Here is a 3,584-nt window from a genome sequence, read left to right on the forward strand (position 1 = left end):
AGTTGCCTACGCGTCACGACCACAGTCCTACCGGGTTCCACCCCACGAAGAGCACAGAACCCGGCAACTGATCACGACATCACACAGGCCCTAGCCCCGCATGCAGGCGAAGCCGATGTCCTGCCATCAGGGCAGGACATCAGCTTCACGAGGCAGGCGCGCCAACGCCTGCCGGGTTCCCTGTGTGCCGGTTGGAGCCAGAGCAATCAGGGCGACCGCGACCTGAGGTTGCCGATCGCGCGTCGTGGTTACGAGCATCGGCTAGTCCCTTCAAGATCGTTAACGCTCAAGCGGTCCAGTACTGAGCGAATGCAGGTCAGCGGCGTTGTAATTCCGCGAAGCAGGTGAGAGTGGGAGACGCTGCGCTACCTGGGCTGATGGGGCTCTGCCACGGCTCCTACAGGCACCTGACCTGCACTTTTTGACACCGGGCGAAGCGCAGGCCGTGGCGGAGACGCCGATCCGGAGTATCAGCTGTTCGTGCTAGGGCCACGTGCAGCCCGCCGACCTGCGGAAACACTGCGGATACCGCGCCGTACGAGCCTCGCACGTCCGCCCTTGTACGACTTGAAGGTCGACAAGAATGCATTGGAACGCTGCTGAGCCAACGTTCTGACGGACTGTCGTTTGTGCTCTAGACGCTGGAATCCTGTGAGCAAGCAGGTTCCTCCGTGCGCTGGGAGCGCCAACTCCCGCACAGCGCCCAGAAGAGCCACGACATCGGTTGGAGCCGAATCAGCACCGTCCGGCGATCTTGCGGTCGCCGGACGGTAGTCAGGGGATCTCTCATGGGCGGAAAGCCCTCCGCCGCGGTGAACGCCGCGGCTACCAAGTCGACGGCGTCCGGCGCGGACGCCGTACTGGCGAACACTACAGACGCACCCACGATCGACGTCGGCGGGACCGCTTCCGCAGCGGGCCCTGGCCGATTCGCCATGCCACATGCACTCGTGATCATCGCGTGCATCGTCACGGCTGCGATCCTCGCCAGCCTCGGCATGATCGTTCAGGACGTCCTGCTCCTCATCGGCGGAGCCGGCGGCATCGGGGCCACGATCGTTGCGGTGGTGGTCGCCGGCAGGCCCCGAGGAGCCGGTCGCGCCAGCCGCCTCGTGCGCGCTTACCTCAGCTCGGGCAACTGAGGTGACCGCCATGGGCCGTCCCGAGAAGCCGATCAACCGCGCCGTTCCGGCACGCGCGAAGCTCGCGGACTTCCTGCGCCGCCGCAAGGCCGCCGCCGGGCTCACCTACGAACAGATGGCGCGGCTGCCGCAGACCAAGGAAACCCCGTCCGCAGCGACGCTCAAGCGCGCCGCGTCAGGTGAAAAGGTCCCCTCCTGGGAAACCGTCGAGGAGTTCATCCTGATGACCCTCACCAAGGATGAGGAATTCGGCGGCGGACTCACCACCGGCCTCCACCAAGGCCTGGAACTGTGGATCCGGGCACGCCGTGCAACCCGCGCGCCGTACGACGTCCACAAAGCACCTGACCCCTCCCTGATCTCCTCCCGGGCAGATCTCAGCCGTGCCCTGCGTCGGCAACACATCTGGGCTGGCTACCCCACACCCGGGGAGATGCAACGAATCGCCGGCTCATGGTCACTGCCTACCAGCACCGCCCGCCGCGTCATCGCGGGCGACACCCTCCCCGTCGACCCCCACCAGACCGCGGCGTTCCTGAGAGCCTGCTACGTACTCGAACTCGTGGAACTGGAGCCCTGGCTTCAGGCCACAGTCCGTGCGCACAAGCACGGCGTGCGATGGGCCAGGGCTCATCAGTTTGTTGTTGAGACGATCGCTGCTGCGAGAGCGCATGCCGCTTCCGACAATTCCGCCAGCGGCAACGTTGTGTACTTGAAGGGGGCGGGAGCCGAGAGGGCCGCTTGATGGGCCGCCCGCGCGGAGGTGGTCCCTGCAGGCGGTGCCAGCCGTCGAACAGTCCCGGCTGCTCCCCGCGACCGCGGGGATCCAGCGGACGCCGTCAGCCGACTGCACCGCAGAGTCTGTTCCTCGCTTGCGCGGGGATGGCCCACCACGCTCGAGGTGTCAGCGGTGCGTGGGGCGGTGCCCGGTGTCTGTGGGATGGTGTCCCTGGCCGTTGCCTGCCCGATGTCGTGGTGTGGGGTTGCTGGGTCTGGGTCGCTTCGGTCGTTTGATTGGGCGGGGTGTGGTCAGCGCGAGGGACGCCCCGTGTCAGTGGGTGGGCTGGGCTGTATGACGGTTCAGGATGTTTTGGCCAGTGAGGCCGGGTCGGGGTCGGCTGCTGTGGTGCCGGCTGGATGATAGCAGTCGGGCTCTCTTCCCGCGGTACTGTCGCCCGAGGTCCTGCACGGTCCTGGGTGGGTGATGCGGTTTCTGCATACGGGATGGTTTGTGTATGCGGTATGTGTTATTCGTATACGCGTGGGGGCGGCTCCTGGGTTGAGAATCGCTGTGCTGGGGTGACTGCCCGCCGTGCCCCATGCCGACAGCGAGAGCCGCGGGCTCTCGCTCCCGTCGACTTCCGCCCCGGGCAGCGTCTGTGCTCTGCTGTCCGGTCGGCGGGTGTGTCCCGTCGGTGCGCGCTGCGCCCCGTTGCCTGGTGCCCTTTGACGGCCTGCTGGGCCTGTGGAGGCCATCGCCAGAGGGATCTATTGCCCGCGGGTGCGGGGTGGGGTGAGCGGGGGCCTGCGAGCCTCTCAGGCTGTTGTCCCAGGTAGATGCGTGGGCTGAGAGCTGTGAGGGTGGACCCACCATGGCCCCTGTACGGGAGCCGGCTGCGTTGACGGGGAGGGCAGACCGGCAACACAGCCGGCAGCGAGGTGTGTGACGCGCCCGGTGCCCGTCCGCCGGCACGGGTCCCTGCTGCTGCGCCCTGTTCTTTCCGGAGGGTGGACAGTTCCGGTTCTGCAGCGACCGTGGTTCCGTGCTGTGCCGGGCTTGGTGGTGGTGTGTGGGTGGGGCTGTCGTTCCCTGGTGTCGGGTGCGGGGGAGGGGTGTGTGGTGGTTCGTCTTATGCGTTTTCTGTATGGGGTGTTGGTGCGGCGTCAGGAGGCGGTGTCTGTCGGTGTTTTGCGTTTCCGTCATGGAGCGCTGGCGTGCGGGCAGTTGGTGATGCGGGGAGGGCTTGCGGTTTCCGCATGTTCTGGCGTGAAACTGTGATCGGATCCGCCGCACCAACCTAGACTAGAGGTCTAGATAACTAGTTTTCGATGAACCTCTGCCCATTACGTAGAGTGACATTCATCGAACCGCCCTCACAAGCCCTAAAACACCACCCCACCGGTGCACACCGTGACCGCTCCACGAACATAATAGGAAGCCAACACGCCCCCGCCGGCCCCGCAGGGGCCCCACCCCACCACCGACCCACCATCAACTACCAAACAAAACCATCCATTTACCAGCACCACACCCCGCCGCAGGCGGGCGCCGCACCACAAACAACCCCACCCCACACCAGCACTCCTCAACCCAACCCCACCACCCCACAGTCACCGTAGGCGACCGCCCCTCAGGCAGCCAGCTCAGCGCCGCGCAGCGGCGCAGCGTCATTGGGAGTGACGCAGTCACTCCGCGTCGTGTCTCCGCAGGAGACCGCGCGC

General features: G+C 66.2%; 2 protein-coding genes. Both read left to right on the top strand.

The genetic code is table 11. The annotated features are described in order from the left end of the window. Positions 1–788 precede the first annotated feature (788 nt). A complete protein-coding gene (locus AC067A_RS37330) occupies positions 789–1,142 on the top strand; it encodes a hypothetical protein (RefSeq protein WP_479248137.1) in 354 nt (117 codons plus the stop codon). Between the two features lie 10 nt (positions 1,143–1,152). Next, complete coding sequence (locus tag AC067A_RS37335; protein WP_479248139.1) at positions 1,153–1,887, top strand: helix-turn-helix domain-containing protein; 735 nt, start codon at positions 1,153–1,155, stop codon at positions 1,885–1,887. The last annotated feature ends 1,697 nt before the right edge of the window (positions 1,888–3,584 follow it).

Source organism: Streptomyces sp. NPDC043176 (assembly GCF_056436715.1).

What these genes read in the sequence shown, in the direction of transcription:
- AC067A_RS37330 (WP_479248137.1), top strand. Translation starts at nt 789, where the DNA reads ATGGGCGGAAAGCCCTCCGCCGCGGTGAACGCCGCGGCTACCAAGTCG.
- AC067A_RS37335 (WP_479248139.1), top strand. Translation starts at nt 1,153, where the DNA reads ATGGGCCGTCCCGAGAAGCCGATCAACCGCGCCGTTCCGGCACGCGCG.